Annotated in this window: 1 protein-coding gene; it reads left to right on the top strand. The window is 73.2% G+C overall.

The genetic code is table 11. The annotated features are described in order from the left end of the window. Nucleotides 1-634: 634 nt before the first annotated feature. A complete protein-coding gene (locus ACLQ3B_RS32610) occupies nt 635-4,231 on the top strand; it encodes an ATP-binding cassette domain-containing protein (RefSeq protein WP_425784511.1) in 3,597 nt (1,198 codons plus the stop codon). Nucleotides 4,232-4,345 lie beyond the last annotated feature (114 nt).

Here is a 4,345-nt window from a genome sequence, read left to right on the forward strand (position 1 = left end):
TTCCCGGGCTGGCCCACCTGGCTGGCACCCGCATCACGGTGGTGCCTGCGGTCGTTCGTGGGGACTGCAACGACCGGGCGGAGGCTGACATTCCAACCTGCGCGGCCCGTCCCCAGGAACCGGGGGCGGCGGGTCGGTGGTGCTGCGATCGTCAGGGTATGTAACGACCCCGACCCGGCCATGATTCCGGCCCACGGGTGCGACCGGTCACTACCCACAAACACCCGCCACCGAACAAACCCCCCACGCCAACACCCGGCCCGCCGCGGCGGACCGCCCCATACCCGCGTGATCCACTCGGGTTCACGGAAGTCGGGGGGTCCCGGACTCCCGGACACCGCGACTTCCTGAAACCCGAGTCGATCTAGAGGGTTCGAGCGCGCCGCGACGCGGCCGAACCCCGCTTATCGGACAAACGCCCCCTGGGCCGGTATGGCAGGTGCGGGAGCGTGGGACGGGTTGTCGAGGTTGGCCGACGGCCGGGCGGGGTGAGGCGGGGCGGGGCTTGAGCCGGTCGACTGCTGGGCCTGGTTGGGCTGACGGATGCCCTGCTCAGGACCGGAAAATCGGTTGAGTTGACGGGTTGGTGCCGGCAGGCTGAGGTCTCCGCCACCCACGTCCCGGAGGACTTTTCATGCGCCTGCTCCGTGATCTGTGGGGTACTTCGACCCGTCGTATGACGATCGTGGCGATTTTGATCGTGTTGGGCGCTGTCGGGCAGGCGGGCGCGTCGGCGCTGGCTGGCGCGGTGTTGGTGCATCGTTCGGCGGGCTTCTTCGCCGTGCTGGCCGCGGCTCTGGTCGCCGTGGTCCTCAGCGATCTCGCGGTGAGTCTGCTGATGGCCGGCCTGACCGCCGACTGGTCCGCCGACGTGCGTCGCCGGCTCTGTCGCGTCGCTCTCGGGCAGGATCTGCCCACCCTGGAGACCACCCCGGTGGGCGAGTTGCTGGACCGGATCGACGGGGACGTCTATCAGGTGGCGTCGGCGGTTCGTAACCAGGGCACCCGGCTGGCCCAGGGCCTCTCCGTCGGCCTGTTGTCGATGGTCGTGGCGCTGTTCGTGTGGTGGCCGGCGGGGATCGCGATGCTGCTGCTCACGGTGGTGCTCGCGGTCGGCCTGCGCCGGCCCACGGCGCGGATCGGCCCGGCCCGGATGGCCGAGGAGGAGGCGTGGTCCGACCTGGCCGCCGTGATGGAGGAGGCGGTGCACGGCCAGGACGACGTACGCACCAGTTTGGCTCGGCCGTACGTGCTGCGGTTGTACGCCCGGCGGGCCGCTGCCGTGCTGTCCCGGGGTCTGGTGGTCTGGGTGTTGTCCGCCCGGGTGGCGACGGTGGCCACCGCGACGATCCGGGCGGGCATCGGCGCGGTGGTGCTCGGCGGGGCTTGGGCGTTGGCCACCGATCGGATCGACGCCGCCCGGCTCACCGCCATCTGGTTGCTGGCCCTGGCCTTCGGGGCGACCGCTGAACACGTGAGCCGCATGGTGCCGGAGATCCAGGAGGCTCTCGGCGCGTGGGCGCGGGTGCAGTTGCTCTACAAGGCCCGGCAGGAGCCTGTCGGCGGGGCCAGCCCGAGCGAGGGTGACCTGCGCATTCGGGATCTGACGTTCGGGTACGGGGAAAGTGACCGGGGGGCCGCGTTGCGCGGGCTCAGCCTCACCTTCGCGCGCGGTCGTTCGTACGCGCTGATCGGGCGGACCGGTTCGGGCAAGTCGACGCTGGCGAAGGTGCTCACCCGGGCGGTCGACGTGCCGCAGGGCACTGTCTTCCTCGGCGGCACCGACCTGTGTGACCTCGACGTCGAGCAGCTGCGCCGCTGGGTGGCGTTGGTGCCGCAGCGCACCGAGATCCTGGCCGGCACCCTCGCCGAGAACGTCGCGCTGTTCGACCCGGAGCTGCTCGACGCGGCGGCGCGGGCGCTGGACGAGCTGGGCCTGGCCGGCTGGATCGCCGAGCTGCCGGACGGGTTGACGACCCGGCTGGGGGAGGGCGGGCATGTGCTCTCCGCCGGTCAGGAGCAGTTGGTGGCGTTCGCCCGGATCCTGGTCCGGGAGCCGCACGTGGTGATCCTCGACGAGGCCACCGCACGGCTGGACCCGGTCACCGAGGCGCGGGTGCAGCGGGCCACCGAACGACTGCTGCGCGACCGGATCGGCATCGTCATCGCGCACCGGCTCTCCTCGGTGCGCCGCTGTGACGAGGTGGTCGTCCTGGCTGACGGCGCGGTGGTCGAGGCCGGTCCGCTGGAGACGTCGACGCGCTTCGCCGAACTCCTGGCGACCAGCCACGCCGCCGCGTACGCCTCTGTGGTGCCGGCCGGCCGCTCCGGCGTCGGCACCGACCTTCTGGTCGGCCCCGGCCCGGCCGACGCGTGGCCGACCGAGCCGGCACCCGCGCCGGTCGCGGCGAATGAGCAGGGCACCGCCTGGCCGACCGAGCCGGCGTTGACGCGGGCCGAGCCGAATGAGCAGACCGCGGGGGTGGCACCGCCGGACAGCACGCAGGGCGCGCCCGGGCCGACCCGGGCCGACCCGCCGCCCTTGCCGCCGGAGCCGCCGGCCCGGACGCTGCGGGAGATCTTCCGGCTCTGCACCAACGATCCCCGGTACGGGGCGGCCGCGATCGTGCTGTTCCTCGGTCTCAGCCTGCTCGGGCTGGACGGACCGTTGCTGCCCTGGCTCTGGGCGGATCTGGTCGACGGGACCGGTAACCCGTACCTGCCGGCGGTGGGGATCGTCGCCGGGCTGCTGATCACCCTGCCGCTGCCGTTCTACACCCACGTCTGGTTCCCGCAGTGGTGGGTGCGGCAGATGTTGCGGATCGGCCTTCGCCTGGTGCACGGCCAGACCGGGCCGCGACGGGTCAGCTCACACACCCCCGCCGAGGTGGTGGCGCAGGGTGGGGACACCGAGCGGGTGGTCCAGCTCGCCGACAACGTGCTGGACCAGACCGTCGCGCTGGTGCTCGTGGTCGCCATGACGGCGGTCACCGGCAGCGTCGTACCGGGGCTGTTCTTCCTGGGCACGATGGTCGTCTCCGGGCTGGCCGCGACGTTGTTCGGGCCGAAGCTGGAGCGTGCGGCCCGGGCGACGGTGGCGGCGCGGGCCTCCTTCGCCACCGCGCTGGTCTCGGCGCTTTCCGCGGCGCGGACGGTGAAGCTCGCCGGGGCGACCACGGCGGTGCTGCGCCACCTGGCGGGCCTGGACGTGGTGCGCAGCGACCGGCAGCGGCGGGAGATCTCGGTGCAGGTGTGGGCGCGCTCCACGCCGTCGATGGCCAGCGGACTGTTGCCGATCGGCGCCTGGGCGCTCTACCTGAACGGCTCGCTCTCTGCCGGGGCGGTGCTGGTGGCCGTCTCCACCCTGGGTGCGGCCCGCTGGTTCGCCTGGACGACGGCGTCGTTGATCTCGCAGTTGCCCTCGGCGCGGGTCTGGACCCGGCGCACGGCGGCGATGACCGGGGTGAGTGCGTACTCGGCGGGGGTGCCGGAGGTCGACCTGACCGCCGGGACGGCGCCCGCGCCCACCATGCCGCCCCGGCATCCGCTGCGGCGGCTGGAGCTGCGCCGCTTCGGAGTGGTGCACTCCGACGGGACGGTGGCCGTCCGGGACGTGGACCTGACCGTGCAGCGGGGGCAGTTGGTGCTTGTCGTCGGGCCGGTGGGGTCGGGCAAGTCCTCGTTGCTGCGGGGGTTGGCCGGGATCGTGCACCACACCGGCGAGCTGGCCTGGAACGGTGACCCGGTCACCGAGCCGGAGCTGTTCCTGCGTCCCAACCAGGTCGGCTACGTCGGTCAGTTGCCCCGGGTGCTCTCCGGCACGGTGGCCGACAACATCGCCCTCGGGCACCAGGTGGACGCGGCCGGGGCGGTCAGCACCGCCCAGCTCGACCATGACCTGGCCGCGGCCGGTGGTGGGTTGGGCCTGCTCATCGGGCACAAGGGCACCCGGCTCTCCGGCGGGCAGTTGCAGCGGTTGGCGCTCGCGCGGGCGCTGGCGCCGCGTACCGAACTGCTGGTCGCCGACGACGTGTCGTCGGCGCTGGACGTCACCACCGAGCTGGCGCTGTGGCAGGCGTTGCGCGGCCACGGCGTGACAGTGGTCGGCTCGACCGCGAAGCGGGCCGCGTTGGTCCGGGCCGACCACGTGGTGGTGCTGCTCGGTGGCACGGTGGCGGCCCAGGGCACCTGGCAGGACCTGGAGGGTGACTGGTCGCACCTCGCCGGTTGACAGGCGGTCGGGCGGCCGCCCCCGCGGCGGCCGCCCCACCCGCCCCGGATCAAGCGGCGCGGGCGTACAGGGCCGGCCCCCCAGACCCCACCCCCAGCATCGCGGCGGCCCGGC

The organism is Micromonospora sp. DT53 (assembly GCF_049841535.1).
Lineage (GTDB): Bacteria > Actinomycetota > Actinomycetes > Mycobacteriales > Micromonosporaceae > Micromonospora.